This window comes from Geodermatophilus aquaeductus (assembly GCF_900182545.1).
GTDB classification, from domain to species: domain Bacteria; phylum Actinomycetota; class Actinomycetes; order Mycobacteriales; family Geodermatophilaceae; genus Geodermatophilus; species Geodermatophilus aquaeductus.
On sequence record NZ_FXTJ01000001.1, the window covers coordinates 656,778 to 681,104 of the forward strand.

The following is a 24,327-nucleotide window of genomic DNA, read 5'->3' on the forward strand; positions in this document are numbered from 1 at the left end:
CTCCGTGGCCACCGACATCACCGTGCGGTACTTCGCCGGGGCCCGCGCGGCCAGCGGCGTGGACACCGAGACCTGCGCGGCCGGCACGCTCGAGGAGCTGGTCGGCCGGATCGTGGACGCACACGGCGAGCGCCTCGAGCGGGTGCTCACCGCCTGCTCGTTCCTCGTCGACGGAACGCAGACCCGCGACCGCTCGTTGCAGCTGTCACCCGGGGCGGTCGTCGACGTGCTGCCCCCCTTCGCCGGAGGATGACCGTCCCCTCGTGAGCTCGCCTCACCATACGAGCCCTCCCCACCCCCTCCCCGCCTCCGAGGCGACGCCGTGATCGAGTGGCTGCTCGTCCTCGTCGGCGTCCTGCTGGTCCTCGCCTGCGCCGCCTTCGTGGCCTTCGAGTTCTCCCTGGTGACCGTCGACCGGCCCACCGTCGAACGCGAGGTCGAGGCCGGCGTGCGCGGGTCGGCCGGGGTGCTCGCCGCCCTCAAGACCCTCTCCACCCAGCTGTCGGGCGCCCAGCTCGGCATCACCGTGACCAACCTGGCCATCGGCTTCGTCGCCGAGCCCTCGATCGCCGCCCTGCTGCGCGGGCCGCTGGAGGCGGTCGGCCTGTCCGGCGGCGCCGCCCGGTCGGTCTCGATCACCCTGGCGCTCGTCCTGGCCACGGCGCTGACCATGGTGTTCGGCGAGCTGGTGCCGAAGAACGTGGCCATCAGCGAGCCGCTGCGCACCGCCCGGGCCGTGTCGGGCTTCCAGCGGGGCTTCACCCGCTCGACCTCACTGGTCATCCGCTTCCTCAACGGCTGGGCCAACGCCCTGCTGCGCCGGCTGTTCGGCGTGGAGCCGCAGGAGGAGCTGGCCTCGGCGCGCTCGCCGGAGGAGCTGACCTCGCTGGTCCGCCGCTCCGGCCGGCAGGGCACGCTCCCGGCCGAGACCGCCGTCCTGCTCGAGCGGGGGCTCGCCTTCGGTGAGCTGCGGGCCAGCGACGCGGCCACCCCGCGCACCCGCATGACCACCGTGCTCGACGACGCCCCGGTCGCCGAGGTGCTCCGGGCCGCCCGCGACTCCGGGCACTCGCGCTTCCCCGTCGTCTCCGGGGCCGGCGTCGACGACGTCGTCGGCATGGTCCACGTGAAACACGCCCTGGCCGTCCCGCGTGACCGGCGCGGCGACACCCCGGTCACGGCGGTCATGCTCCCGGCGCTGTTCGTCCCGACGTCGCGGCGGCTCGACGACCTGCTCGGCGACCTGCGCCGCGGCGGGCTGCAGATGGCCGTCGTCGTCGACGAGTACGGCGGCACCGACGGCGTCGTGACCATCGAGGACCTCGTGGAGGAGATCGTCGGCGACCTCACCGACGAGTACGACCAGGAGACCGGCGACGACGTCGTCGACCGCGGCGACGGCACCTGGTCGGTGCCGGGCCTGCTGCGCCCCGACGAGGTGGCCGCAGCCACCGGGCTGGCGGTCCCCTCCGACCGGCACTGGGAGACCCTCGGCGGCCTGGTGCTGCACGTGCTCGGCCGGATCCCGGAGGTCGGCGACCGGATCGAGGCGCGGCCCACCCTGCCGCCGGAGCTCGCCGCCGAGGCCGAGGGCCTGCCGGCGGGCGTGTGGGTCGAGGTCGAGAAGGTCGACGGCACCCGCGTGGAGCGGGCCGTCGTCGGCGAGGTGCCCGCCACCACCGGCGACGAGGACGAGGAGGACGACCGTGGGTGACTGGGTCGGCGTGCTCGTCGCCGTCGTGCTGCTGCTGGCCAACGCCTTCTTCGTCGGCGCGGAGTTCGCGCTGATCTCCGCCCGCCGCTCGTCGATCGAGCCCATGGCCGACGCCGGCTCCCGCCGCGCCCGCACGACGCTCGCCGCGATGGAGCGGGTCTCGCTCATGATGGCCGGCGCGCAGCTGGGCATCACCGTCTGCTCGCTCGGCCTCGGCGCGATCGGCGAGCCCGCGGTGGCGCACTTGCTGGAGCCGGTCTTCACGGCGCTGGCGGTGCCCGAGGCGCTGGTGCACCCGATCTCCTTCGTGCTCGCGCTGACCGCCGTCGTCGCGCTGCACGTGGTGATCGGCGAGATGGTGCCGAAGAACCTGGCGCTGGCCGGGCCCGACCGGGCCGCGCTGGCGCTGACCCCGCCGCTGGCCGCCGTCGTCACGGTGCTCAAGCCGGTCATCGTGACGCTCAACGCGCTGGCCAACGGCGTCCTGCGGCTGATCGGCATCACCCCCCGGGCCGAGGTGACCAGCGCGTTCACCCGCGACCAGGTGTCCGGCCTGTTCGACGAGTCCCGCGCCGGCGGCCTGCTCGGCGAGCGGGACCACGCGCTGCTCACCGGCGCGCTGGGCCTGGAGGAGCGCGACACCCGCTCGGTGCTCATCCCGCGGGCCGCGCTGACCGTCGTCGGCCCCGACGACGACACCGCCGCGGTCGAGCGGGCCGCGGCCACCACCGGCTTCTCCCGCTTCCCGGTGGCCGTCGGCGACCGGCTGCTCGGCTACGTGCACGTCAAGGACGTGCTGCAGGCCGACGGCGCCCCCGAGCCGCGGGTCCGGGACATCACCCGGCCGCTGCCGCGCGTGGCCGCCGAGGACGACCTGCGCCGCACGCTGGCGGTCATGCAGGCCGGGCGGGCACAGTTCGCCGCGGTCACCGACGCGGGCCGGGTGGTCGGCGTCGTGGCACTGGAGGACATCCTGGAGGAGCTGGTCGGCGAGATCCGCGACGCTGCGCACCGGGGTACGGAGAGGACGGGACGACGATGAGCTTCATCGACAAGGCCAAGGCGAAGGCCGAGGAGCTGCTGGGCCGGGCCGAGGAGGTCTACGGCGAGTCGCACGGCGACGCCGCCGCCCAGGTGGCCGGGGAGGCCCACCGCCTGGAGGGCGAGGTGGAGCTCGAGGAGGAGCGCGCCGAGGAGGCCGCGCACGGGCACCGCGAGGTCCGCCCGACCGACGAGGACGGCCGCACCGCCGGCTGAGCCGCCGGCGCCTCGGCCGTCCGGTCCCTCAGCGGTCGAGGCGCAGGGCGACCAGGGCGACGTCGTCCTCCGGACGGCCGTGCACGAGCCGCTCGATGACCTCGTCGCACAGCTCGTCGAGCGGGAGCCCGCCGAGCTCGGCGACGGCGTCGGTGAGCAGCGCCAGCCCGGCGTCGAGGTCGAGACCGCGCCGCTCGACCAGGCCGTCGGTGAACAGCAGCACCGTGGAGCCGGCCTCGAGCACCAGCGAGCTCTCGGCGCGGACGCTGGCCGGGTCGACGCCGAGCAGCAGGTCGCCCGGCAGCACCGGCAGCACGACCGGCCGCCCGGCGGGGTCGAGCACCAGGGGCGGGAGGTGGCCGGCGCTGGCCCAGCACATCCGCGTGCGGCCGGCCGCGGCCTCCGCCGGCGTGCGCTCGAAGCGGGCGACGGCGACGGTGGCGTAGGTGTCGACGCCGAGGGTCGTCATCGCCTCGTCGAGCCCGCGCAGCACCTCGGCCGGGCCGGCACCGCTGTAGGCGGCCACGCCGCGCAGCAGGGACCGCAGCTGGCCCATGGCCGCCGCGGCCGCGGTGTCGTGGCCGACGACGTCGCCGATGACCAGCGTCGTCGCCCCGCCCGGCTGGGGGAACGCGTCGTACCAGTCGCCGCCGACGCGGGCCGCCTCGGCAGCCGGCGTGTAGCGGACCTCGATCGCGCCCAGCCCGGAGCCGCGCGGATCGGTGAGCAGGCTGCGCTGCAGGGCCTCGGCCAGCTGGCTCTGGCGGGCGAAGAGCCGGACGTTGTCCAGCGCCAGCCCCACCCGGCCGGCCACCTCGCGGGCGGTGATCGGGTCCACGCGGGCGGCACTGCGGGCGTCACCGGCGAGGAAGGTGAGGGCGCCGATCACCCGGTCGCGGCCCGGCAGGGGGACGGCGAGCACCGCCGGGGCGCCCAGCTCGCGGTAGAGCCGGGCGGCCTCGTCGTCCTCGATGGCCGCCAGCACCGCCTCGCCGTCGGCGGTCACCGTCTCCCCCGCCAGCGCCCGCATCACCGGGGCGGCCGACGGCATCCCCGGCAGCCGGACGCCGGCGTAGCGGGTCAGCACGTCGCGGCGATCGGGGTCCCGGTGCCAGGAGCCGAGGTCGCGCGGCCGGCCCTCGTCGTCGAGGACGGTGAGCAGGCAGGCCTCGCCGAGCTCGGGCACCACCAGGCGCGGGATCCGGCGGACCGCCTCGCCGAGGTCGAGGGTGGCGGTCAGCTCGGCGCCGACGCGGGCGAGCAGGGCCAGCCGGTCCTGCGCGGTGCGGCGGACGGTGACCTCGGAGAAGTAGAGCGCCAGGCCCGCCTGCAGCGGGACCGCGCTGACCTCGAACCAGCGGTTGAGCGGCTCGGGGTAGAACGCCTCGACCGTCCGGGCGGAGCCGGTGGCCACCACCTCGCGGTAGGCCGCACCGAACTCGTTGTCGCGGTTGGCGGGGAAGGCGGCCCAGTAGCAGGCGCCGACCAGCTCGTCCCAGGTCTTCCCGACGACGTCCTCGCCGTGCCGGTTGACGTAGGTGACCCGCCAGTCGCGGTCGATGGCCATGTAGCCCAGCGGCATCGCCTCGAGGACCGGATCGCGCTCAGGAGCGGCCAGGAGACACCTCACTGTGGTCCGGCCGCGGTCCGCGGGCACGCCGGGGGGTGCACCCCGCCCTTGGAGTCCCGCACCGTTGTGTCACGCGTCCCTACCGCCGGTCAAGGTGACGGGCAGCTCCGGTACCGAGACGCGACGGAACGCCTACGGGCAGGCGACCCACTCCTCGTCGCCGTCGGTGAACACCTGGCGCTTCCAGATCGGCAGCCGCTTCTTGACCTCGTCGACCAGCTCGGCGCACGCGGTGAAGGCCTCGCCGCGGTGGGCGGAGCTGACCGCGCAGGCCAGGGCGACGTCGCCGATGCCCAGCAGGCCGACCCGGTGGGAGACGGCGACCGCGCGGATCCCGGGGCGGGCGGCGAACTCCTGGGCCAGCTCGGTGATCACCTGCTCTGCGGTGGGGTGGCCGACGTACTCCAGCTCGGTCACCGACCGGCCGCCGTCGGAGTCCCGGACGACGCCGGCGAAGGAGACGACGGCGCCGGCACCGGCGTCGGCCACCGCCTGCTCGTGCTCGGCGACCGACAGCGGCTCGTCGACGACTCTGGCGATCAGGTGGCCGGCGATCACGGGCCCGAAGCTACCCCGCCGGGGGGCACGTCGAGGTCGACCGGGTCGGCCAGGCCGGTGCAGTCGACCTCGGTGACGGCGTGCGCAGCGAGGTAGCGGCGGGCGCCCTCGTCGCCGGTCGCCGTCGCCGCCACCTCCGCCCAGGAGTCGCGGCCGAGCAGCACCGGGTGCCCCCGGACGCCGTCGTAGGTGGCCACCGCCACCGCGTCCGGAGCGGCGTGCGCGGCGACCGCGCGCAGCGCCTCCGGCGTCATGCCCGGCATGTCCACGAGGGTGACCAGCGCGGCGTCCACCCTGCCCGGCCAGCCGCGCAGCCCGTCGAGGCCGGTGCGCAGGCTGGAGGCCATGCCGGTCTCCCAGTCGCGGTTGGCCAGCACCGTGGCGCCGGTCAGGTCGGCCGTCTGCCAGACGTCGACCGCGCGGGCGCCGAGGACGACGAGCACCGGGTCGCACACCGCCCGCGCCGTCCGCACCGCGCGCTCCACGAGCAGGCTGCCGCCGTACTCGACCAGCGCCTTGGGCATGCCGTAGCGGCGTCCCCCGCCCGCGGCGAGGACGAGACCGGCCACCGTGCTCACCCCGGCCACCCTGCCAGAGCGACAGAAGTGGCCATCTCTGTCGCTCTTCAGCGGGCGTAGACGGTGACCTCGGAGGCCTTGACCACCGCCCACACCGCCGAGCCGGGGGCCAGGCCCAGCTCGGCGAACGCGGTCGCGGTGACGTCGGCGAGCAGCGGCACCTCCCCGTCGAGCTCGCAGCGCACCGTCGCGCCGTGCGGCGTCGCGCCGGCCACGGTCAGCAGCCAGGCGTTGCGCGGGCTGCCCTCCGGGCGCGCCGGGTAGAGCGCCACCGACTCGGGGCGCACCGCCACCAGCACCGGGCCCTGCGCGGGCTCGGCCACGGCCACCACCCCGCCGCCGTCTAGGCGCACGCTCAGCGCGTCGGCGGTCCCGGGCAGCAGCGAGAGCCCGACCAGGCGGGCGACGTAGTCGGTGCGCGGGTGGCGGGCGACGTCGGACGGCGTCCCCGCCTGCACCACCCGGCCGTCCTCCACGACGACGACGCGGTCGGCCAGCGCCATGGCGTCGACCGGGTCGTGGGTGACCAGGACCGTGCTCCCGGCGTAGTCGGCCAGGTGCCGGCGCAGCTCGGCGCGGACGGCGAGCCGGGTGCGGGCGTCCAGGGCCGAGAGCGGCTCGTCGAGCAGCAGCAGCGCGGGGTCGCCGACCAGCGCGCGGGCCAGCGCCGCCCGCTGGGCCTGCCCGCCGGAGAGCTGACCGGGCCGCCGGTCGCCGAGCCCGTCGAGCCCGACCCGCTCGATCCAGGCGGCGGCCGCGGTCCGGGCCGCCGTCCGGGAGGCGCCCCGCGTGCGGGGGCCGAAGGCGACGTTGTCCAGCACCGACAGGTGCGGGAACAGGAGGGAGTCCTGGAACACCATCCCGAGCGGCCGGCGGTGGGCGGGCAGGTGCACCCGCGCGGCGACGTCGTCCCAGGTGGTGCCGTCGACGGCGACCCGGCCGCCGTCGGGGGCGAGCAGGCCGGCGAGCACCCGCAGCAGCGTGGACTTCCCCGCGCCGTTGGGGCCGAGGACGGCGAGCACCTCCCCGTCGGCGACCCCGAGCTCGACGTCGACGGTGAGCGGACCCCGGCGGACGACGACGTGCGCCGACAGGCTCATGCCGCGGCTCCCCGCCCGAGCCAGCGGTCACGCAGGAGCAGCAGCGTGGCCACCGAGACGACCAGCAGCACCAGCGAGAGCACGATCGCCGCCTGCGGGTCGCGCTGCAGCGCCAGGTACACCGCCAGCGGCATCGTCTGCGTCGTCCCCGGGAAGTTGCCGGCGAAGGTGATGGTGGCGCCGAACTCGCCGAGCGCCCGCGCCCAGCAGAGCACCGCGCCGGCGGCGACGCCCGGGGCCACCAGCGGCAGGGTGACCCGGCGGAACGTCGTCCAGCGGTCGGCGCCGAGGGTGGCGGCGGCGTCCTCGTACCGGACGTCGGCGGCCCGCAGCGCCCCCTCGACGCTGATGACCAGGAACGGCATGGCCACGAACGTCTCGGCGATGACGACGGCGGCGGTGGTGAACGGGATGGTCAGCCCGAACGCCTCGTCCAGCCAGCGCCCGACGATGCCCTGCCGGCCCAGCACGAGGAACAGCGCGACGCCGCCCACCACGGGCGGCAGCACCAGTGGCACCGTGACCAGCGCGCGCAGCACCGCCCGCCCGCGCGCCCTGCTGCGCGCGAGCACCCAGGCCAGCGGCACGCCGAGGACGACGGAGACCGCGGTGGCCAGCGTGGCCGACACCAGCGACAGCCGCAGCGCCTGCCCGACGCCGGGCGCGACGAGCAGGGTGCCCAACTGCGACCACGGCGTCCGGACCAGCAGCGCGACGAGGGGCAGGACGAGGAAGACGACGGCGAGGGCCGCCGGGACGAGCAGCGGCGCCGGGGTGCGGGCGCGCCTCACGGGGTGCGGAAGCCCGCGTCCTCGAGCGCCTGCTGTCCCTCGTCGGAGAGCACCAGGTCGACGAAGGCCCGCGCCGCCCCGGGGTTGGGCGCGGCCGCGAGCGTGCAGAGCGGGTAGTCGTTGACGGCGTCCTCGGCCTCGGGGACGGCGATGCCCTCGACGGCGTCCCCGGCGGCGGTGACATCGGTGGCGTAGACCAGCGCGGCGTCGACCTCGCCGAGCTCGACCTTGGTCAGCGCGGCGCGGACGTCCTCCTCCTGGGTGTCGGGCCGCGGGGTCACGCCGGCGGCGGCGAAGACGTCCTCGGCGGCCGTGCCGCACGGCACCTCGGGGGCGCACACGGCCAGCGCGAGCTCCTCGCGGGCGAAGTCGGCCAGGCCGGTGACGCCGGCGGGGTTGCCCGCGGGGACGGCGATCTGCAGGACGTTGCCCGTGAAGACCGTCGGGTCGCCGTCGGCCAGGCCGGCGTCGGTGACCACGGCCATCTGGGCGTCGTTGGCCGCGGCGAAGACGTCGGCCGGGGCGCCCTGGGTGAGCTGGGTGGCCAGCGCGGAGCTGCCGGCGAAGTTGAACTGCACGGTCAGGCCGTCGTGCTCCTCCTCGAGCCGCTGCCCGAGGTCGGTGAAGACGTCGGTGAGCGAGGCGGCGGCGAAGACGGTGAGCGTGCCGCCGGGACCGCCGTCGTCCCCCGACGCCGTGGCCCCCGCGTCCGCGCACCCGGTGACCGCCAGGGTCACCGCCGCCAGCCCCGCCGCGATCCGTCCGCTCCGCATGCGCGGGACAGTAGCCGCACAACCCCCGCGGGTGCGGAGAGCGTTACGGGACGTCGACGCTCACCTGCGTCGCCTTGACCGTGGCGACGGCGCGCACGCCCACCTCGAGGCCCAGCTCGTCGGCGGCCTCGCGGGACATCAACGAGACCAGCCGGAACGGCCCGGCCTGGATCTCCACCTGCGCCATGACCGTGTCGCGGACGACGCGCGTGACGATGCCGGCCAGCCGGTTGCGCGCCGAGGACCCGCGGGTGGTGCCCGGCTCGGGCGCCTCGTGCAGCGCGGTGGCGAGGGTGGCGAGGTCGGCGCCGTCGACGTGCGCCGGGCCGCTCCCCTCCCGGGACGCCGGCAGCCGACCGCTGTCGATCCACCGCCGCACCGTGTCGTCGCTGACGCCGAGCAGCGCCGCGGCCTCGGCGATCCGGTAGCGCGCGCTCACGCCGCGCGACCCTAGTCGCCGGTACGACAGGACCCGACCCCACGCCGCGGGCGGTGGACGGCGGGCCGGCGTCCACAGGCGGTCCCGCACCGCGGCGGGTACCGGCGCGACCATCGGGGGGTGTTCGACGACGCCTGGCTGACCGACCTCCTCCGCGCCCGCGGCGGCCTGCTGACCGACGCCGGCGTGGCGTCGGAGCTCGCCGCCACCCTGGCCGCGCGCTCCCCGGTGGTCGACGGCACGGGCGCCGTCACGCGCGAGCTGCTGGCCGCCCTCGCCGACACGTGGGAGCGCGGGTGGCAGCCGGCCGACGTGGTGCACGCCGCGCGGAAGGAGGCGACCGCCGCCGCGGTGCCGCTGGTCGTGGCGCTCATCGCCGAGGACGCGCGCCGCACGGATGCCGCGGCCCGCGCGCCGGAGGCCTGGCTCGAGCAGCTGCGCGAGCTCGGGGTGGCGGCTGCGGGCGATCCCGATCCCGGGGTGGTGGGCGCGTGGCAGCGCAGGGAGGGCCGGCCGCCGCTGGACGCGTGGCGCACCGTGCTGCGCCTGGCCGGGCTGCTGCGGACCACCGCGCGCCTGGAGGTCCTCGTCCCGCCACCGTCGCGCTGGGGCCCGGGCACGCGACGCGCGGCGGCCGCCGCCCCCGACGACGCCCGCGTGCTGCGGCGGATCCGGGCGCTGCTGGCCAAGGCCGAGTCCACCGAGTTCCCGGACGAGGCCGAGGCGCTCACCGCCAAGGCGCAGGAGCTCATGACCCGGCACGCGGTCGACACCGCGCTCCTGGCCGGCGGACCGCAGGCGCGCACGGACGTGGCGACCCGGCGGGTGCACGTCGAGGACCCGTACGTGCAGGCCAAGGTCCAGCTGCTCGGCGCGGTCGCCGACGCCAACGGCGTGCGGCTGGTCTGGTACCGCGGCCTGGGCATCGCCACGCTCGTCGGGGTCGCGGCCGACCTCGACGCGGTGGAGCTGCTGTTCACCTCGCTGCTGCTGCAGGTCGGCCAGGCCCTCGGCGCGGCCGAGCGGGCGGCGGGCCGGCGGTCGGCGTCGCGCGCGTTCCGGCGGGCGTTCCTGCTCGGCTACGCCGGCCGGATCGGCGAGCGGCTGACCAGTGCCCGGGAGCGGGCGACCCGGGAGGCCGCGGCCGAGCAGGGCGTCGACCTGCTGCCGGTCCTGCGCTCGAGGCAGGTCGCCGTCGACGACGCGTTCGCCGAGCTGTTCCCGCGCGTGCGCAGCAGCCGCAGCCGCGCCTCCGTCGACGGCTCGGGTTTCTGGGCCGGCCGCATCGCCGCGGACTCCGCCGACGTCGGCACCCGCCGCGCGCACCTGCGGTGAGATCCCGCCCGGCGGCCGGGGCACCGGCGTTCCGTTTGCCGATCTCGGCCTCCGGGGAGTGGGGCCCGGTGTCACGCACCCCCAGTCCCCACCCCGCCGGCGGCTCGGCCTCCGTCCGGACCCGCCGGCTGCGCGAGACGGCGCACGACGTCCTCGGCTTCGACGGCTTCCGCCCGGGCCAGGAGCGGGCGATGCAGTCCGTGCTGTCCGGCCGGGACACGCTGGCGGTGCTCCCCTCCGGCGCCGGCAAGAGCGCGGTCTACCAGGTCGCCGGGCAGCTGCTCGACGGGCCGGTCGTGGTCGTCTCGCCGCTCATCGCGCTGCAGCGCGACCAGGTCGAGCGGCTCGCCGAGCTCGGCGAGGAGGCCGGCCGGGCCGCGCAGCTCAACTCCAGCCTGTCCGCCGGTGACCAGCGCGCCGCCCTCGAGGGCCTCGGGGACGGAACGGTCCGCTTCCTCTTCCTGGCGCCCGAGCAGCTGACCAAGCCCGAGGTGGTCGACGCCGTCCGCGACGCCGGTCCCGCGCTGTTCGTCGTCGACGAGGCGCACTGCGTGTCGGCGTGGGGGCACGACTTCCGCCCCGACTACCTGCGGCTGGGGCAGGTCGTCGAGCAGCTGGGCCACCCGACCGTGCTCGCCCTCACCGCCACCGCCGCCCCGCCGGTGCGCGCCGAGATCGTCGAGCGGCTGTCGATGCGCGACGCCGAGGTCGTCGTCGCCGGCTTCGACCGCCCCGAGATCCGCCTGGAGGTCGACCACCACGCCGACGCGCACGCCAAGCGCAGCGCGGTGATCGACCGCGCGGTCGCCGAGGTCGAGGCCGGCCGCGGCCCGGGCATCGTCTACAGCGCCACCCGCAAGGGCACGCTCGACCTCGCCGAGGCGCTCACCGAGCGCGGCCTCCGGGCCCGGCCGTACCACGCGGGCCTGAAGAAGAGCGAGCGCGAGGACACCCAGCGCGCCTGGATGGACGACGAGCTCGACGTCGTCGTGGCCACCACGGCCTTCGGGATGGGCATCGACAAGCCCGGCACCCGCTTCGTCGTGCACGCCGAGCCGGCCGACTCCGTCGACAGCTACTACCAGGAGATCGGCCGGGCCGGCCGCGACGGCGAGGCGGCCCTGGCGGTGCTGGTCTACCGGCAGGAGGACCTCGGCCTGCGCCGGTTCTTCGCCGCCGGGGCCCCCGCCGAGGAGGAGCTGCAGCAGGTCGCCGGGCTGGTCGCCGCCGCGCCCGCGGCGGGCGTGGAGGAGGGCGTCGACGTCAGGCAGCTGCGCGAGGAGACCGGCCGCGGCGCCACCCCGCTGGCGCGCGACCTCAACCTGCTCGAGCAGGTGTCGGCCGTCGTCCTCGACGAGGAGGGCGCCGCGCACCCGGCCGAGGGCGCGCCCCCGCCCGGCGAGGCCGCCGCCGCGGCGCGCGAGCTGGCCGAGCACCACGAGCGGGTCGACCAGAGCCGCGTGGAGATGATGCGCGGCTACGCCGAGACCACCGAGTGCCGCCGGCAGTACCTGCTCGGCTACTTCGGCGAGCAGCTCGAGGAGCCCTGCGGCAACTGCGACAACTGCTCGGCCGGCACCTCCCACGAGCAGCCCGCGGGCGGCGACGCCGACACCCCCTTCCCGCCGGAGACCCCCGTGGTCCACACGGAGTGGGGCCCGGGCGTGGTCATGCGGGTGGAGGACGACCGCGTCGTCGTGCTGTTCGAGGAGGTCGGCTACAAGACGCTCGCGCTCAAGGCCGTGGAGGCCAACGACCTGTTGCAGGTCCGCAGCGCCTGACGCCGCAGGACCCCGACGGGCATGCTGTGCGCCACGTCACACGACCCGACCAGGAAGAGGCGGCACATGGCATCGACACCACGGTCACCGCTCGGCGACGAGGCACTCGACCAGCTGCTCGCCCACGCGCGCCTGGACCTCACCACCGAACGCCGGACGGCCGCGGGACCCGCCGTGACCATGGTCCTGGGGCTCTACGACAGCCTCGACGAGATCGCGGTGGGCGAGACGCCGCCGGCCTCCGCCTTCGACGCGCGGTGGGAGTGAGGACGTGCAGCCCTCCGAGCTCACCATCGCCGAGGCCGCCCGGCAGATCGAGCAGCGCGCCCTGTCCCCGGTCGACCTCGTGCAGTCCGCGCTCGACCGCATCGCCGAGGTCGAGGACCGGCTCAACGCCTTCGTCGTCGTGACCGCCGACCAGGCACTGGAGGCCGCCCGGCAGGCGGAGCAGGAGATCACCGGCGGCGGGTACCGCGGTCCCCTGCACGGCATCCCGGTGGGCATCAAGGACCTCTACGACGTCGCGGGCCTGCCCACGACGTCGAGTTCGGCGGTCCGCTCCGACCACCGGGCGACGGAGGACTCGGCCTGCGTCGCCCGGCTCCGCGACGCCGGCGCCGTCGTGGTCGGGAAGACCCACACGCACGAGTTCGCCTACGGCGTGCTGACCCCGACGACGAGGAACCCGTGGGACACCGGTCGCGTGCCCGGCGGCTCGAGCGGCGGGTCCGGCGCGGCGGTGGCCGCCGGCGAGTGCCTGGTGGGGATGGGCACCGACACCGGCGGGTCGATCCGCATCCCGTCGTCGGTGTGCGGCACCGTCGGGCTCAAGCCGACCTTCGGCCGGGTCTCGCGGTACGGGATCACGTCGCTGTGCTGGTCGCTCGACCACGCCGGCCCGCTCACCCGCACCGTGCGCGACGCCGCCCTGTCCCTCCAGGTCCTCGCCGGCTTCGACGCCCGCGACCCGGGATCGGCGAAGGAGCCGGTGCCCGACTACACCGCCGACCTGGACGCCGGGGTCCGTGGGCTGACGCTGGGAGTCCCGACCAACTACTTCTTCGACGACGTCGACCCCGAGGTTGAGTCGGCCGTCCGGGAGGCCATCGGCGTCCTCGAGGCCCAGGGGGCGACGCTGCGCGATGTCGAGATCCCCTACGCCGACCAGATGATGGCCGTCGAGTTCGGGGTCCTCGTGCCCGAGGCCAGCGCCTACCACCAGGAGATGCTGCGGCACTCCGGGGAGAAGTACACCGAGGACGTCCGGGTGTTCCTCGACGCCGGCGAGACGGTGCTCGCCACGCAGTACATCAAGGCCCTCCGCGTCCGCACGCTGGTGCAGCAGGCGTTCCGCCGGGCCTTCGAGGGCATCGACGCGTTGGTGTGCCCGACGTTGCCCGCCGCCGCGGCCGCGGTCGGGCAGCGGACCTTCACCTTCCCCGGCGGGAGGGAGAAGGCGGTGATCGACGCCTGGGTCGGCCACTCGGCCCCGGGGAACGTCACCGGCCTGCCGGCGCTGTCCGTGCCGTGCGGCTTCACGTCGGGCGGGCTCCCGATCGGGCTGCAGGTCATCGGCCGGCCCTTCGACGAGGGAGGCGTCCTGCGCGTGGGCCAGGCGTACGAGACCGCGACCGACTGGGGGTCCCGGCGCCCCCCGCTGTAGGAGGACGCTCACGCCGACGCTGCACCCGCGCCGTCAGCCGACCGGCAGCGCGCCCAGCGCCCGGCCGGCCTCGCGCGCGGCGCTCAGCGCCGTCGCGTGCATCTCGGCCGCCGCGTCGGTGAACGCGTCCAGCGCCGGGTTGACGCCGACCAGCGTGAACTCCCGCTCGACGACGGTCAGGTCGGCCCCCCAGACGTCGGCGAGGATCCGGCGCAGGTAGGCCGTGGAGTGGTCCCAGCCCTCCCGCGGGGTGCCCGCGCCGTAGGCCCCGCCGCGGACGGTGGCCAGCACGGTGGGCGTCCCGGCGAGCAGCGGCGCGGAGCCACCGGCGGCCCGCGGGTCGGCGATCACCAGGTCCATCCACGCCTTGACGTGCTGGGAGACGCCGAAGTTGTACAGCGGCACGGCGAGCAGGACCGCGTCGGCCGAGGTCAGCTCGTCGACCAGGGCGGCGCTGAGCGCCAGCGCGGCGCGTTGCTCGGGGCTGCGCAGGGCCTCCGGCGTCCCCGCGCCGGACACGGCCGCCGCCCAGGCGCCGGCGGGCAGGGGGTCGAGGCCGACGTGCCGGCGGACGACCGCGTCGCCGGGGTGGGACTGCTGCCACTCGGCCTCGACGACGTCGGCGATCTCGCGGCTCGCGGAGCTCTCGGGACGGATGGTGGCGTCCAGGCGGAACAGGGTCACGGCGGTCTCCCAGGGAGAGGAACGGAGGGTGTCCCCGGGTGGCGGCGCTGCCGGCGGGGTGGCCACAACGTTCCGCTGTGGGATGTTCTGTGTCAAGAAGTTCTTGGAACGGACGGCTGCTCGACCGGCTCGGTACCGTGGACGGCGTGACGGCGACCGAGGACCCCGGCGTGGCGGCCCTGGACTCCGCGCTGGCCGAGGACCTCACCTGGCTGCTGCAGCGCGTCGGCAGCGGCCTCGTCGGCGCCCTGGACCACGTGGCCCGCCGGCACGGCGGCAGCCTCCGCAGCGTCGTCGTCCTGCGGCTGCTGGCCGCCTGCCCGCCGGCGACCCAGCTGGCCCTCGGCTCGGCCGCCGGCCTGGACAAGACGACGGTCACCTCCGCCCTCGACGCGCTGGAGCGGGCCGGCTGGGCCGTGCGCCGCCCGTCCGCCCACGACCGGCGCGCCCGCCTGGCCGAGATCACCGACGCCGGCCGCTCCTGGCTGGCGGCCGTCGAGCCCGAGCTGGCCCGGGTCGAGCACGAGCTCCTGGCCGACCTCCCCGCCGGCGACCGCGAGCACCTCGTGCGCACGCTGCAGCGGCTGGCCTCCGGCTCCTTCGCCGCCGCCGCACCCCCGTCGGGCTCCTGCGTCTGAGTCCCCCGACCGGGGTCTCCGGCCGGCTCGCCCTGCGGGACCGCGGCTCCCCGTCGATGATCAAGGCTGGAGAGCCGGGCGCCTCGCCCGGAGCGGGAGGAGAGCGCACGTGAAGGTCCTCGGCATCAACGCCATCTACCACGACCCGGCGGCGGCGCTCGTCGTCGACGGCAGGGTCGTGGCCGCGGCCGAGGAGGAGCGCTTCAGCCGGCGCAAGCACGGCAAGCGGCCACTGCCCTGGAGCGCCTGGGAGCTGCCCGAGCTGTCGGCGGCCTGGTGCCTGGCCGAGGCCGGCATCCGCCCCGAGGAGCTCGACGCCGTCGCCTACTCCTTCGACCCCGCGCTCATGGGCACGCCGGAGGAGTCGGGCCTGTTCGACGACGGCGACACCATGCGCAAGCGGTACGCCGAGATGGCGCCGGACTTCCTGGCGCACGCGCTGCCGGGGCTCGACCCGGCGAAGGTCCGCTTCGTCAAGCACCACGTCGCGCACGCCGCCTCCGCCGGCAAGGCCGCGCCGCAGCGGGACAACGCGGTGCTCGTCCTCGACGGCCGCGGCGAGGCGCACAGCCACCTGGCCGGCCGCTACGTCGACGGGCAGCTGGAGATCCTCGCGGGGCAGGCGCTCCCCCACTCCCTCGGCCTGATGTACGAGGACCTCACCGACCACCTGGGGTTCCTGCGCAGCTCCGACGAGTTCAAGGTCATGGCGATGGCCTCCTACGGCAAGCCGCGCTTCCTCGGCGAGCTCTCGGAGCTCATCCGCGCCACCGGCGACGGCGGGTTCGTCACCGAGACGATCGACTTCGCCGAGTTCGCGCCGCGCCTGGGCAAGGGCGACCAGTGGACCGAGGACCACGCCGACCTCGCCGCCAGTGTCCAGACGCGGCTGGAGGAGGTGCTGGTCGACCTCGCCCGCTGGGTGCACGAGCAGACCGGCGAGAAGACCCTCACCATGGCCGGCGGCACCGCGCTCAACTGCGTGGCCAACACCCGCATCCTCGCCGAGAGCCCGTTCGAGCAGGTCTGGGTGCAGCCGGCCGCCGGCGACGCCGGGACGGCGCTCGGCGCGGCCCTGCACGTGGCCGCCGAGCTCGGCGAGCGCACCGAGCCGATGCCCGGTGCGGCGCTGGGCCGCGGCTGGGGCGACGACCAGATCGAGCGCTGGCTGCAGACGGCGGCGGTCGACTACGAGCGTCCCGACGACGTCGCCGAGGCCGTCGCCGAGGTGCTCGCCGACAACGGCATCGTCGCCTGGTTCCAGGGCCGCAGCGAGTACGGCCCGCGCGCGCTGGGCCACCGCTCGCTGCTCGCCCACCCCGGCTTCGAGGCCAACCTCGAGCGGATGAACGACGTCAAGGGCCGCGAGCAGTTCCGCCCGGTCGCGCCGATGGTGCTGCTGGAGAGGGCGCCGGAGATCTTCAGCCGCGGGCCGATCCCCTCGCCGTACATGCTCTTCGTGCACGACGTCGCGCCGGAGTGGAAGGACCGCATCCCCACGGTCACCCACGTCGACGGCACCGCCCGCATCCAGACCATCGACGCCGAGACCGAGCCGCTGGTGCACCGGATGATCGCGGCCTTCGAGCGCCGCACCGGCATCCCGGTGGTGGTCAACACCAGTCTCAACACCGCCGGCCGGCCGATGGTCGACGACCCGCGCGACGCCCTCGAGTGCTTCGGCTCGGCCCCGGTCGACCTGCTGGCCATCGGCCCGTTCGTCGTCCGCCGGCCGGTGCGCACGCCCCGCCCCGAGTAGGCCCGGACCGCCCCTCGTCCCTCCCCCGGACGGGCGAGGGGTGAACCGGTCCCGCGAGGTCCCGCGAACACCGGGTGCCCGGCCACCACCACGGTGACGATCCGGCAACGACGCGTCCCCCGGACGGGGGAGCGCCGTTACCGCCGGATGCCGGGGGGTAGCGGAGATCGGCGCCCGCCACGGCGGCGGCGCCCCACACACGCGGAGGAACGGACACGATGGCTTCCACGGGGAACACCGGCGCGCGGCCGGGGATGACCTGGCCCCAGACACTCGCCCTGGCCTTCGGGGTGGTCTACCTCCTCGTCGGCATCGTCGGCTTCTTCATCACCGGCTTCGACGGGTTCGTCAGCAACAGCACCGCCGACGGCAACACGGACACGCTCCTGTTCTTCATGATCAACCCGCTGCACAACGTCGTGCACGTCGTCATCGGCATCGCCGGCATCGCGCTGTCGCGCACGCTGGCCGGCGCCCGCACCTACGGCTGGCTGCTCGCCGTCGGCTACGGGGCGGCCTTCGTGTACGGCCTGATCGCCGCGGGGGAGGACTGGGACTTCCTCAACATCAACGCCGCGGACAACGTCCTGCACATCGCCACCGCGGTCATCGGCCTGGTGATCGCGCTCGGCCCGGTCACCAGCACGGTCGCCCGTTCCTCGCGCGTCTGAGCAGCAGCACTCCGCCCGGCACCGGAGGAGCCGGGTACCCGCCAGCACGGCGGGCACCCGGCTCCTGCCGTCCGGGGACGCGGAGACCAGGTGACCCAGGTGCGACGGCGGTCACTCGGCGGGCTACCTTCCGACGCATGGACTTCGCCCTCTCCGCCCGAGCCGAGGACGTCTGCGGCCGGATGTGGGACTTCATGCGTGAGCAGGTGTTCCCCGCCGAGCCCGTCTACGAGGAGTGGCGGGCCGCCCGCGGCCACGACGACCACGGCCACCCGCCGGTGCTCGAGGACCTCAAGAAGGAGGCTCGCGCCCGCGGGCTGTGGAACCTCTTCCACCACGAGCTCGGGGGCATGACCAACCTCGAGTACGCGTCGGTCGCCGAGATCATGGGCTGGTCCCCCACCATCGCCCCCGAGGCCACCAACTGCGGGGCCCCCGACACGGGGAACATGGAGACGCTGATGCTGTTCGGGACCCCCGAGCAGAAGCAGCGGTGGCTCGACCCGCTGCTGGAGGGGGAGATCCGCTCCGGCTTCGCGATGACCGAGCCCGACGTCGCCTCCTCCGACGCGCGCAACATCCAGACGTCGATCGTCCGCGACGGCGACGAGTACGTGATCAACGGCCGCAAGTGGTGGACCAGCGGTGCCGCCGACGAGCGCTGCCAGATCTTCATCGTCATGGGCAAGACCGACCCCGAGGGCGCTCCGCACCGCCAGCAGTCGATGGTGCTGGTGCCCCGGGACACCCCGGGCCTGGAGATCGTCAGGCACCTGCCGGTGTTCGGGTACCAGGACCAGCACGGCCACTCGGAGCTGCGGTTCACCGACGTCCGGGTGCCGGTGTCCAACATCCTCTCCGGTGAGGGTGACGGCTTCATGATCGCCCAGGCCCGGCTCGGCCCCGGCCGCATCCACCACTGCATGCGCGCCATCGGCATGGCCGAGCGGGCGCTGGCGCTCATGGTCGACCGGACCCAGAAGCGGGTCGCCTTCGGCCGCCCCCTGGCCGACCAGGGCACCGTGCGGGAGGCGATCGCCCTGTCCCGGATCGAGATCGACCAGGCCCGCCTCTACGTGCTCAAGACCGCGGACCTGATCGACAAGTACGGCGCCAAGGGCGCCCGCACCGAGATCTCCGCGATCAAGGTCGCCGCACCCCGCGTCGCGCTCGACGTCATCGACCGCGCCATCCAGGTGCACGGCGGCGCGGGCGTCAGCAACGACACCGTGCTGGCCCGCTTCTACGCCAGCGCACGGACGCTGCGGATCGTCGACGGCCCCGACGCCGTGCACATCCGCGGTGTCGCCAAGGAGGAGCTCGCCCGCGAGCGCCCCTACGTCGGCTAGAGAACCGCGCACGACGACGGGCCGGCACCCTCTGGGGGTGCCGGCCCGTCCTGCACTCGGCCCCGTTCCGGGTCCCCCCTGAGCGTGCGAAGGGTGGGGAGAACGGGGTCCTCACATCAGATCTGCAGGTTGCCGCCGATGGCGCCGCCGGCGAGCTTCGCCTGCAGCGTCGAGTGGTCCAGGCCGACGGCGGCCAGCGCGTCGGCGTGCTGGTCGGTGTCGATCTCGTCGGGCAGGTCGCCCCCGGCGAGCTGGTCGGCGCGGTCGTTGTCACCCTCGGCGCGCAGCACCTTCACCAGTTCCTGCTTGTCCACCTTCATGCGCTTCCTCCGTCCTGGGGCCCGCTGGGTCCCCCGGAGTGTGGTGCGCGTCACCGACCAGCGGCAACCGGGCGCAACGGTGCCGCAACCGCCTCAGTGCGCGGTGCGCGACCGGCGGAGCAGGAACCCCCCGACGGCGAGCAGGAAGACGCCGACCACCAGTTGCGCGACGCCGACGACGGTGCGGTCGCTGGCGAACCACGTCGGGGAGGACACCAGCAGCACCACCGCGATGCCGAGGACCAGCAGCGCGACCAGGCGCTCCCGCCGCGCCGTCGTCCCGCCGTCGCCGCGCCGTGCCCGACCGCCGCCCATGTCGCCTCCGCTCCTCCGCCGGTCCCCGACCGGCGCTCGCCGCCGAGCCAACCAGACGACGGGCGGCGGGCCACGGCGGGCCACGGCGGGCTGGACAGGCAAGTGAGGACTTGCGTATCGTCCCGGCGTGGGCGACGTGTTCAAGGCCCTCGCCGACCCGACCCGGCGCGCTCTGCTCGACGAGCTGCAGGAGCGGGACGACCAGACGCTGTTCGAGCTGTGCACCCGGTTGCTGCACCGGGGTTTCAGCTCCTCACGGCAGGCCGTCTCGCAGCACCTCGACGTCCTCGAGCAGGCGGGCCTGGTCCGGCGCCGGCGGGAGGGGCGCTACACCTTCCACTCCCTCGACACCTCGCCCCTGAAGGCCATCACCGACCGGTGGCGGACCGGACCCTGAGGAGGACCCCGTGCGGATCAACCTGGCGAGCATCCACGTGGACGACCAGGACCAGGCGCTGCGCTTCTACACCGACGTGCTCGGCTTCGTGAAGAAGACCGAGGTCCCCCTCGGCGAGCACCGCTGGCTGACCGTGGTCTCGCCGGAGGACCCCGACGGCGTGGAACTCGTCCTGGAGCCCAGCGACCACCCCGCGGTCGCCCCCTACAAGCAGGCGCTCGTGGCCGACGGGATCCCGATCACCTCGTTCGCCGTCGCCGACGTGCACGCCGAGACCGAGCGCCTCAAGGCCCTCGGGGTGCGCTTCACCCAGGAGCCCCTGGCGATGGGCCCGGTGACCACCGCCGTCCTCGACGACACCTGCGGCAACCTCGTCCAGATCGCCAGCGTCCCGGCGGTCTGACCGTCCGGACGGCGGCCTCAGCCGTTCTTGGACGGCGGCTCGCCCTCGTCGAGCGCGGCCTGGGCCTGCACCGGGTCGTAGGCGCAGGCGTCGCCGACGTCGGCCGCCGGGTCGGCCGGCGGCGGGGCCGGCGTCTGCCCGGCACCGGTGTCGCCGTCGGAGCCCGCGGCCGAGTCACCCGGCGCGGGCGGCGGGGCCGTCGACGTCGCGGGGTCGATCGAGTCGCTGACGATCTGCCGCATCAGGTCGTAGTCCGGATAGGCCGGGTCGATGAGGCTGGTGTCGAAGACGACGCTGCGGACCTCGGCGTCCTTGACCAGGAACGCCAGGTCGACGAAGTCGTCGAGCGCCGAGCGGGGGATGTCGGTGCTGACGATGTCCTGGGTGGTGGCCGCGAGCTCCTGGTACTGGTCGAGCAGGGTGATCGGGTCGGCCTCGTCGATGATCGCCTTGATCGTGCAGCGCTGGCGGTCCATGCGGTCGTAGTCGGTGAGGCCGTAGCGGCCCCGCGCGAACTGCAGGGCCGTGTAGCCGTCCATGTGCTGGTTCGCGCCCGGTGCGATGTAGTCGTCCGGCAGTTCCTGGCCGGTGATGCCGTTGATCGGCACGTAGTAGTTGACGTTGACCGTGATGCCGCCGAGCGCGTCGACCAGCCGGCTGAAGCCGTCGAGGTTGACCAGCACGAAGTAGTCGATGTCCAGGCCGAGGGCCTCGCCGACGCCGAGCTTGAGGAAGTCGGCGCCGGGGTCGTCGGTCGCGCCGAGGACGCCGGGGTGGTCGGCCGGGCCGTTGCGGTAGACCGAGTTGAGCAGGCTCTCGCTCTCGCTGCCGGACTCGAAGCCCTCGGGGTAGATCGCGGCGAGCGGGCTGTCGGCCGGGAAGGGCAGGTCCTCCAGGTTCCGCGGCAGGCTGAACAGCGTCGTCTCACCGGTGGCGGTGGCGATGCTGGCCACGATCACGGTGTCGGTGCGCACGCCCTCGCGACCCTCGCCGCCGTCGCCGCCGAGCAGCAGGACGTTGATCCGCTCCCGGTTGCCGAACGGGTCGGGGACGTCCTCGACGGTGGCCGACTCGCGGTCGTCGGCGAAGAGACCCTCGATCAGGCCGCGCTGCGCCATGGCCACCTCCCCCACCCGGTACGCCGGATAGGCGATCCCGGCGACCAGCAGGGCCACCAGGACCGCGCCGACGGCGTGCCGGGGAGCCGAGCTGCGCCGCGGCAGCAGCGACCGGTAGCCGGTGACGACGACGAGGACCCACGCGACCGCGAGCACCGCCAGGGCGGCGACGAGCCAGTTCAGCGAGGCGGAGTCGACGGCCAGCCGCACCGCGGTGCGCCGGCCCGCGGTGGCCAGCCAGATCCCGCCGGCGACCAGCAGGGCGAACAGCACGAGGACGGCCGCGCCGAGGCGCCGCCGTCCGGAGGCGAGGAACGCGGTGCCGGGGACGACGGCATTGGCGACGGTCAGGCCGAGCACCGCGGCCAGCGGCCGCTTCTCGGGGCGCTGCCGGCGGGCACGCCGCCGTTCCGCTGCCTGCGACCCGGGGACCGGCGGGAGGGGCGGCGCGCTCCCGATCGGCCGGGTGACGTCCGGGTCGTCGCTCACGGGCGCACCCGGGTGCAGGCCACTCGGCCCGTCGCGGAGGCACGGGTCCAGGGCCTGCTCATCGCGCCATGGTCCCACTCGCGGCTGGCAGTCACGGGGCTCTGCCTACCCGCTGACCGGCGCGGGCACCCGATCGGGCGTGAGTTGTGTCTCCCCTGGTCACGACCGGTGTCCGGGTGAGCTCCGGCGGTGACGGCGGCCGCCGCATAGGCTCGGGGACCGTGCGCCTCGCGACCTGGAACGTGAACTCCATCCGGACCCGGGTCGACCGGGTGACCGCCTGGCTGCAGCGGCGCGACGTCGACGTCCTGGCCCTGCAGGAGACCAAGTGCCGCGACGACCAGTTCCCGCAAGCGCGCTTCCGCGAGCTCGGCTACGAGGTCGCGCACGTCGGCTACTCGCAGTGGAACGGCGTCGCGGTGCTGTCCCGCGTCGGGCTGGCCGACGTCGAGGTGGGCTTCCCCGGGATGCCGACGTGGACGGCGAAGGAGGGCGCCGAACCCGCCGCCGAGGCGCGGGCGCTGGGCGCCACGTGCGGCGGGGTGCGGGTGTGGAGCCTGTACGTGCCCAACGGCCGCCAGCTCGGCGACCCGCACTACGACTACAAGCTCGAGTGGCTGGCCGCGCTGCGCACCGCGGCCGGCGGCTGGCTGACCGCCGACCCGGCCGCCCAGGTCGCGCTGGTCGGCGACTGGAACATCGCGCCACAGGACGACGACGTCTGGGACATGAGCGTGTTCTCGCACTCGACGCACGTCTCCGTGCCCGAGCGGGAGGCCTTCCGCGCCGTCGTCGAGACCGGGTACGCCGACGTCGTCCGGCCGCTCGCGCCCGGTCCCGGGGTCTACACCTACTGGGACTACACGCAACTGCGCTTTCCCCGGCGCGAGGGCATGCGCATCGACTTCGTCCTCGGCTCCCCCGCGCTGGGCGGCCGGGTGACCGGCGCGCTCATCGACCGCGAGGAGCGCAAGGGCAAGGGCGCCAGCGACCACGCCCCCGTGGTGGTCGAGCTCGCCGACCAGGAGGCCTGAGGTCAGTCCCGGCGGGGACCGCTGCCGGGCACCGCGCCGGTGTGGGCGAGCTCGCCGGCGACGTCGACCAGCTTCCGGTTGAGCTGCTGGGACACCCGGGTGAGCACGCCGAACGCCTGGTCGGCGGTGAGCTTGTGCCGCTCCATCAGGATGCCCTTCGCCTGCCCGATGACGTCCCGGCTGCCCATCCCCGCCCGCAGGTCGCTCTCGTGCTCGGCGCCGGCCAGGGCGACGGCGGCGTGCGCGGCGAGCATCAGGCCGACATCCTGGCTCTCGTCGTCGAAGGCGCCCGGAGTACGGGAGTACAGGTTGAACGCGCCGAGCTGGTCACCGGTGACGAACAGCTGGAAGCACAGCATGCTGCCGGCGCCCAGCTGTGACGCCTGCCGCGCGAAGTCCGGCCAACGCCGATCCGCGGCGACGTCGTCGACGCGGACCACCTCGGTCTCCCACACCGCGTCCAGGCACGGCCCCTGCCCGATCCGCCCCTGCAGCGCGTCGAGCTCCCGCGGCCAGTCGCTGCTGGAGGCGCGCGGCTCGACCCGTGACCGGCCGGTCACGTAGCTGATGCTGCACTCCCCGGCGTTCGGCACGACCCGGACCGCGGTGGTCGTGATGGCCTGCAGCGTGGCCTCCACGTCGCCGTGCTCGTCCTGCAGCTGCCGGGCCACGCGACTCATCACGTCGCCGAGCTGCGGTGCGGAGGTCGCGGCGTCCCGAGGAGTGCCGTCGGCGTCGACCATCTCCGGACCCTACTCGCGGCGCAACACCCCGTTGCCTCCGTGCGCTCCGGTGGCTGTGGTGCGGTCAGGCCGCGAGGCCGGTGAAGGTGGGCGTGGCCTCCTCGCCGTCCCAGTCCACCCGGAAGGTGAAGGCCTCCTCCAGCGCGGCGCGGTACTGCTCGGCCTCGTCCTCGGTGATGGTGCCGGCGGCGAGCAGGTCGTCGATGGCCGGGCTCCAAGACTCGACGAGGGCGTCGACGAGCGTCTGCGGGTCGACGCCGACGTCCTCGGCGACGGTGGCCAGGTTCTGCCCGGCGTCCATGCGGACGTGCAGCTCGTCGTGGCTGATCGCCAGCACCTCGTCGAGCACGTCCTGGACGGGCTGGTGGCCGCGGTGCAGGTCGAGGCCCGCGTCGCCGTAGGCCTCCTGGACCAGCTCGACGAGTTGCTCCTCGGTGGTCACCGAGGAGACGTCGACACCGCCCGGACCGCCCTGACCGCCGCCGCCGGGGAAGCCGGTGTCGGTGGTGGAGCTGTCGCTGGCGGCGGAGCCGCTCGTGCTGCTGGTCGTGGTGGACGCGGCCTCGGCGGTGGTGCCGCAGGCGGCGGCGACGGGGACGACGGCGGCGAGGAGGACGGTGGCGAGGGTCGTGCGGAGCTTCACGGGGGCTTCTCTCGTTCTCGGGAGGAGTCGGTCGGGCTCCACGGTGGGTGGCCGGTCTCCGCCGTCGCTGGACACCGGCTGTGCATCCGCTGTGAGAGCGAGCCCTCACCGTCCGTGACGACCTCCCAGCCGCCGTCCAGCGACC

The 24,327-nt window shown here is 75.1% G+C and carries 28 protein-coding genes and 1 pseudogene; 15 read left to right on the plus strand and 14 right to left on the minus strand.

The window, feature by feature from the left end:
- Window positions 1–4: 4 nt before the first annotated feature.
- The 4 genes from FN207_RS03265 (at window position 5) to FN207_RS03280 (ending at window position 2,971) form a co-directional block, all read left to right on the plus strand.
- A complete protein-coding gene (locus tag FN207_RS03265) occupies window positions 5–253 on the plus strand; it encodes a MoaD/ThiS family protein (RefSeq protein WP_142456884.1) in 249 nt (82 codons plus the stop codon).
- Window positions 254–322: 69 nt separating this feature from the next.
- A complete protein-coding gene (locus FN207_RS03270; RefSeq protein ID WP_142456885.1) occupies window positions 323–1,714 on the plus strand; it encodes a hemolysin family protein in 1,392 nt (463 codons plus the stop codon).
- Window positions 1,707–2,756, plus strand: a complete 1,050-nt coding sequence (locus tag FN207_RS03275; protein WP_142456886.1) for a hemolysin family protein — start codon at window positions 1,707–1,709, stop codon at window positions 2,754–2,756. The genes FN207_RS03270 and FN207_RS03275 overlap by 8 nt, the downstream gene beginning before the upstream one ends.
- Entirely contained in the window at window positions 2,753–2,971 is a 219-nt protein-coding gene (locus FN207_RS03280) for a hypothetical protein (RefSeq protein ID WP_142456887.1), read from the plus strand. The genes FN207_RS03275 and FN207_RS03280 overlap by 4 nt, the downstream gene beginning before the upstream one ends.
- A 28-nt stretch (window positions 2,972–2,999) precedes the next feature.
- On the opposite strand, the gene FN207_RS03285 is transcribed toward FN207_RS03280, so the two are convergent.
- The 8 genes and pseudogenes from FN207_RS03285 to FN207_RS03315 form a co-directional block, all read right to left on the minus strand.
- Window positions 3,000–4,601, minus strand: coding sequence for a SpoIIE family protein phosphatase (locus FN207_RS03285; RefSeq protein ID WP_246065719.1), 1,602 nt, complete (start codon window positions 4,599–4,601; stop codon window positions 3,000–3,002).
- 132 nt (window positions 4,602–4,733) lie between these two features.
- A complete protein-coding gene (locus FN207_RS03290; protein WP_246065720.1) occupies window positions 4,734–5,159 on the minus strand; it encodes a molybdenum cofactor biosynthesis protein MoaE in 426 nt (141 codons plus the stop codon).
- The gene (locus tag FN207_RS03295; RefSeq protein ID WP_142456888.1) at window positions 5,156–5,737 is read right to left on the minus strand and encodes a nucleotidyltransferase family protein; all 582 of its coding nucleotides are present in this window, start codon (window positions 5,735–5,737) and stop codon (window positions 5,156–5,158) included. Before FN207_RS03295 ends, FN207_RS03290 begins: the two co-directional genes overlap by 4 nt.
- Before the next feature lie 47 nt (window positions 5,738–5,784).
- Entirely contained in the window at window positions 5,785–6,240 is a 456-nt protein-coding gene (locus FN207_RS27490; protein ID WP_425459842.1) for a TOBE domain-containing protein, read from the minus strand.
- 120 nt (window positions 6,241–6,360) lie between these two features.
- A pseudogene (locus tag FN207_RS27495) lies at window positions 6,361–6,804 on the minus strand (ATP-binding cassette domain-containing protein); the annotation flags it as partial.
- A 29-nt stretch (window positions 6,805–6,833) separates the two neighbouring features.
- Window positions 6,834–7,628, minus strand: a complete 795-nt coding sequence (locus FN207_RS03305) for an ABC transporter permease (protein WP_221888011.1) — start codon at window positions 7,626–7,628, stop codon at window positions 6,834–6,836.
- Window positions 7,625–8,401, minus strand: coding sequence for a molybdate ABC transporter substrate-binding protein (gene modA / locus FN207_RS03310; protein WP_142456890.1), 777 nt, complete (start codon window positions 8,399–8,401; stop codon window positions 7,625–7,627). Before modA ends, FN207_RS03305 begins: the two co-directional genes overlap by 4 nt.
- A 43-nt stretch (window positions 8,402–8,444) precedes the next feature.
- A complete protein-coding gene (locus FN207_RS03315) occupies window positions 8,445–8,840 on the minus strand; it encodes a TOBE domain-containing protein (RefSeq protein ID WP_142456891.1) in 396 nt (131 codons plus the stop codon).
- Window positions 8,841–8,960: 120 nt separating this feature from the next.
- On the opposite strand from FN207_RS03315, the gene FN207_RS03320 reads away from it, so the two are divergent.
- From FN207_RS03320 to FN207_RS03335, 4 genes are all read left to right on the plus strand, one after another.
- Window positions 8,961–10,175 (plus strand): DUF2786 domain-containing protein, encoded by a 1,215-nt coding sequence (locus tag FN207_RS03320; RefSeq protein ID WP_142456892.1) that lies wholly within the window; start codon window positions 8,961–8,963, stop codon window positions 10,173–10,175.
- 68 nt (window positions 10,176–10,243) lie between these two features.
- The gene (locus FN207_RS03325) at window positions 10,244–11,956 is read left to right on the plus strand and encodes a RecQ family ATP-dependent DNA helicase (protein WP_142456893.1); all 1,713 of its coding nucleotides are present in this window, start codon (window positions 10,244–10,246) and stop codon (window positions 11,954–11,956) included.
- 66 nt (window positions 11,957–12,022) lie between these two features.
- Window positions 12,023–12,223 (plus strand): hypothetical protein, encoded by a 201-nt coding sequence (locus tag FN207_RS03330; RefSeq protein WP_142456894.1) that lies wholly within the window; start codon window positions 12,023–12,025, stop codon window positions 12,221–12,223.
- 4 nt (window positions 12,224–12,227) lie between these two features.
- Window positions 12,228–13,619 (plus strand): amidase, encoded by a 1,392-nt coding sequence (locus tag FN207_RS03335; RefSeq protein ID WP_142456895.1) that lies wholly within the window; start codon window positions 12,228–12,230, stop codon window positions 13,617–13,619.
- A 33-nt stretch (window positions 13,620–13,652) separates the two neighbouring features.
- Here the strand turns inward: FN207_RS03335 and FN207_RS03340 are convergent, their stop codons facing one another.
- Window positions 13,653–14,303 carry an FMN-dependent NADH-azoreductase gene (locus tag FN207_RS03340; protein WP_142456896.1) on the minus strand — a complete coding sequence of 217 codons (651 nt, stop codon included), beginning with the start codon at window positions 14,301–14,303 and terminating at the stop codon, window positions 13,653–13,655.
- A 146-nt stretch (window positions 14,304–14,449) separates the two neighbouring features.
- On the opposite strand from FN207_RS03340, the gene FN207_RS03345 reads away from it, so the two are divergent.
- The 4 genes from FN207_RS03345 (at window position 14,450) to FN207_RS03360 (ending at window position 18,720) form a co-directional block, all read left to right on the plus strand.
- A complete protein-coding gene (locus FN207_RS03345; protein ID WP_142456897.1) occupies window positions 14,450–14,941 on the plus strand; it encodes a MarR family winged helix-turn-helix transcriptional regulator in 492 nt (163 codons plus the stop codon).
- A gap of 109 nt (window positions 14,942–15,050) precedes the next feature.
- Window positions 15,051–16,700: a carbamoyltransferase family protein gene (locus tag FN207_RS03350; RefSeq protein WP_142456898.1), complete on the plus strand. Its 1,650-nt coding sequence runs from the start codon at window positions 15,051–15,053 to the stop codon at window positions 16,698–16,700.
- Between the two features lie 218 nt (window positions 16,701–16,918).
- Window positions 16,919–17,371 (plus strand): DUF4383 domain-containing protein, encoded by a 453-nt coding sequence (locus FN207_RS03355; RefSeq protein WP_142456899.1) that lies wholly within the window; start codon window positions 16,919–16,921, stop codon window positions 17,369–17,371.
- 137 nt (window positions 17,372–17,508) lie between these two features.
- The gene (locus FN207_RS03360) at window positions 17,509–18,720 is read left to right on the plus strand and encodes an acyl-CoA dehydrogenase family protein (protein WP_110907010.1); all 1,212 of its coding nucleotides are present in this window, start codon (window positions 17,509–17,511) and stop codon (window positions 18,718–18,720) included.
- A 116-nt stretch (window positions 18,721–18,836) separates the two neighbouring features.
- Here the strand turns inward: FN207_RS03360 and FN207_RS03365 are convergent, their stop codons facing one another.
- Both FN207_RS03365 and FN207_RS03370 read right to left on the minus strand, forming a co-directional pair.
- On the minus strand, window positions 18,837–19,040 hold the full coding sequence (locus FN207_RS03365; RefSeq protein WP_142456900.1) for a hypothetical protein: 204 nt from the start codon (window positions 19,038–19,040) through the stop codon (window positions 18,837–18,839).
- Window positions 19,041–19,133: 93 nt separating this feature from the next.
- Window positions 19,134–19,355: a hypothetical protein gene (locus FN207_RS03370; RefSeq protein WP_142456901.1), complete on the minus strand. Its 222-nt coding sequence runs from the start codon at window positions 19,353–19,355 to the stop codon at window positions 19,134–19,136.
- A 127-nt stretch (window positions 19,356–19,482) separates the two neighbouring features.
- Between FN207_RS03370 and FN207_RS03375 the strand changes: the two genes are divergently transcribed.
- Together FN207_RS03375 and FN207_RS03380 are read left to right on the plus strand one after the other, a co-directional pair.
- Complete coding sequence (locus tag FN207_RS03375) at window positions 19,483–19,752, plus strand: ArsR/SmtB family transcription factor (protein WP_142456902.1); 270 nt, start codon at window positions 19,483–19,485, stop codon at window positions 19,750–19,752.
- 10 nt (window positions 19,753–19,762) lie between these two features.
- A complete protein-coding gene (locus tag FN207_RS03380) occupies window positions 19,763–20,155 on the plus strand; it encodes a VOC family protein (RefSeq protein WP_142456903.1) in 393 nt (130 codons plus the stop codon).
- A 17-nt stretch (window positions 20,156–20,172) separates the two neighbouring features.
- Here FN207_RS03380 and FN207_RS03385 read toward each other — a convergent pair whose 3' ends face one another.
- Window positions 20,173–21,762 carry an LCP family protein gene (locus FN207_RS03385; protein WP_142456904.1) on the minus strand — a complete coding sequence of 530 codons (1,590 nt, stop codon included), beginning with the start codon at window positions 21,760–21,762 and terminating at the stop codon, window positions 20,173–20,175.
- 221 nt (window positions 21,763–21,983) lie between these two features.
- Here FN207_RS03385 and FN207_RS03390 point away from each other — a divergent pair, with 221 nt between their 5' ends.
- Entirely contained in the window at window positions 21,984–22,796 is an 813-nt protein-coding gene (locus FN207_RS03390) for an exodeoxyribonuclease III (RefSeq protein WP_142456905.1), read from the plus strand.
- 2 nt (window positions 22,797–22,798) lie between these two features.
- Here the strand turns inward: FN207_RS03390 and FN207_RS03395 are convergent, their stop codons facing one another.
- Window positions 22,799–23,539 carry a GAF and ANTAR domain-containing protein gene (locus tag FN207_RS03395; RefSeq protein WP_142456906.1) on the minus strand — a complete coding sequence of 247 codons (741 nt, stop codon included), beginning with the start codon at window positions 23,537–23,539 and terminating at the stop codon, window positions 22,799–22,801.
- Between the two features lie 64 nt (window positions 23,540–23,603).
- Window positions 23,604–24,182 (minus strand): hypothetical protein, encoded by a 579-nt coding sequence (locus tag FN207_RS03400; protein WP_142456907.1) that lies wholly within the window; start codon window positions 24,180–24,182, stop codon window positions 23,604–23,606.
- Window positions 24,183–24,327 lie beyond the last annotated feature (145 nt).

Coding starts and splice junctions, on each gene's coding strand:
- FN207_RS03280 (WP_142456887.1), top strand. CDS start 2,753: ATGAGCTTCATCGACAAGGCCAAGGCGAAGGCCGAGGAGCTGCTGGGC.
- FN207_RS27490 (WP_425459842.1), bottom strand. CDS start 6,240: ATGGCGCTGGCCGACCGCGTCGTCGTCGTGGAGGACGGCCGGGTGGTG.
- modA (WP_142456890.1), bottom strand. CDS start 8,401: ATGCGGAGCGGACGGATCGCGGCGGGGCTGGCGGCGGTGACCCTGGCG.
- FN207_RS03330 (WP_142456894.1), top strand. CDS start 12,023: ATGGCATCGACACCACGGTCACCGCTCGGCGACGAGGCACTCGACCAG.
- FN207_RS03355 (WP_142456899.1), top strand. CDS start 16,919: ATGGCTTCCACGGGGAACACCGGCGCGCGGCCGGGGATGACCTGGCCC.
- FN207_RS03360 (WP_110907010.1), top strand. CDS start 17,509: ATGGACTTCGCCCTCTCCGCCCGAGCCGAGGACGTCTGCGGCCGGATG.
- FN207_RS03365 (WP_142456900.1), bottom strand. CDS start 19,040: ATGAAGGTGGACAAGCAGGAACTGGTGAAGGTGCTGCGCGCCGAGGGT.
- FN207_RS03370 (WP_142456901.1), bottom strand. CDS start 19,355: ATGGGCGGCGGTCGGGCACGGCGCGGCGACGGCGGGACGACGGCGCGG.
- FN207_RS03395 (WP_142456906.1), bottom strand. CDS start 23,539: ATGGTCGACGCCGACGGCACTCCTCGGGACGCCGCGACCTCCGCACCG.